General features: G+C 61.1%; 2 protein-coding genes and 1 pseudogene. All 3 read right to left on the bottom strand.

Annotated elements, in window-relative coordinates:
* Positions 1 to 53 precede the first annotated feature (53 nt).
* Positions 54 to 248, bottom strand: a complete 195-nt coding sequence (locus LHA35_RS28240) for a hypothetical protein (RefSeq protein ID WP_226615130.1) — start codon at positions 246 to 248, stop codon at positions 54 to 56.
* A gap of 669 nt (positions 249 to 917) precedes the next feature.
* Complete coding sequence (locus LHA35_RS28235; RefSeq protein WP_226615119.1) at positions 918 to 1,280, bottom strand: hypothetical protein; 363 nt, start codon at positions 1,278 to 1,280, stop codon at positions 918 to 920.
* 16 nt (positions 1,281 to 1,296) lie between these two features.
* Positions 1,297 to 1,400: pseudogene (locus tag LHA35_RS28230) on the bottom strand (IS5/IS1182 family transposase); the annotation flags it as partial.

Raw genomic sequence — 1,400 nt, 5'->3', positions numbered from 1 at the left:
GAACCAGTTGCCGAAGGTCATCCAGGGTGTCAGGTTCCGCAATGGCGTCGAGGTCAAGGAGACGCCAGCACAGACCGCCGCCTGATCGGCTGGCCGTCACCCAGTTTCCCGCGTAGCTCCGCCGCCTCCAGCTCGGCGCGGAAGACCTCGAAGTCCACCACGCTGCGCAGACGCTCCAACGGGTCACCTGAGGCCAACAGCCAGCGCAGCCGATCCTCCGCATCGAAGAAGCCAAGCTGTCCCGCCATCCGCGCCTCCGCCATCATCAGCCGAAGCGAATCAGGTCAGCCGGCGTCGGTGCCAGGGGTTTTTCGAGGTGTCCGCATGCCGCCGAAGGTCAGAACCCAGATCAACCTGATCAGGCGGCGCCGCAAGGAGAGGTCCGGCTTGTGGCTGCGGCGCTACGCCCCCAGCCCGCTCGTCGCCTATGGCCTCCAGTTCCGCCCCGACGGCGAAGGCAGACATATCAAGATCAGCCAGGGCGTCCCAGGCGTCGCCGTGGCTGGGATGAGAAACGCGCCGGGTGGAAGGCAAAGGACAATCAATGGGGCTCAAGATACAAGCGCACGACATCGGCCCAGCATGGCCAGGTCAGGCCGCTTTATTGCGCTATATATTGGGACCAGTCCGGCTATTTCTCGAGTAGTTTTTCAGATCTTGCAGCCTTTATACTTGGTACGTGACGTCCCGACCTAAGGCCCGCAGGCAGAGCAAGCCGGGCACGCGAAGGCGCGCCGCGGCCCATGCCGCGAAGCCAAGGCCCGGAGGGCCACCGGCGCGAGGCGAGACATGATCAGCACGTCATGAGCCCGGTGTCGGGGATGCAAGACGGCAGAACTGCGAGGGCACCAACCATCGTTGAGCACGGACAAGCCGCCCGAAGGCGGCTTGTGAGTTTGTATTGACGGAAGACAATCCTACGGGGCAGTCCTGACTCCGACAAAAACGCTGCGGTGGTTCTCTTTGTATGCTTGCGAAGTCATGCCATCAAAGATCGCATCGCCGACCTGATCGTATTGCTCAAAGACAAGATTGAAGCCGGCCTCCCTAATGTAATGAAGCAGCGCTTCCTTCACAGGCCAAAATGACTGCCTGTTTTCCCAGGATGCCCATTTGAGCTGGTCGAGTTCCTGACCCGGATCAAGATCGTGCTCGAAGTACCAGCGCCCAGGCAAGCCCTCATGCTCGACGATATCTGACAGGGTGAATTTAGATCCCGCCATATCCCACGGCGCGTAATGCGTATTGATGATGATGGCGTCCCGAGCAGTTCTGCCCATCAGTGTCCGTCCGGGATCATGTTGTTGTCTGGCAGAGCCTTCGCAGCATGAGGCGCACGGAGGCCCAGCGCAGGAAAGCGAGGCCGGTGCGGTTCAGGCACTCCCAATCTTTGGCCAGCC

The sequence above is a fragment of the Roseicella aerolata genome (genome assembly GCF_020523605.1).
GTDB classification, from domain to species: Bacteria; Pseudomonadota; Alphaproteobacteria; order Acetobacterales; family Acetobacteraceae; genus Paracraurococcus; species Paracraurococcus aerolatus.
Note: the sequence above shows the minus strand (reverse complement) of the source record. Positions and strands in the feature narration are given on the sequence as shown.

Bases quoted from the DNA above. Each gene is read 5' to 3' on its own strand.
- LHA35_RS28240 (WP_226615130.1), bottom strand. From the start codon at position 248: ATGGCGGGACAGCTTGGCTTCTTCGATGCGGAGGATCGGCTGCGCTGG.
- LHA35_RS28235 (WP_226615119.1), bottom strand. From the start codon at position 1,280: ATGGGCAGAACTGCTCGGGACGCCATCATCATCAATACGCATTACGCG.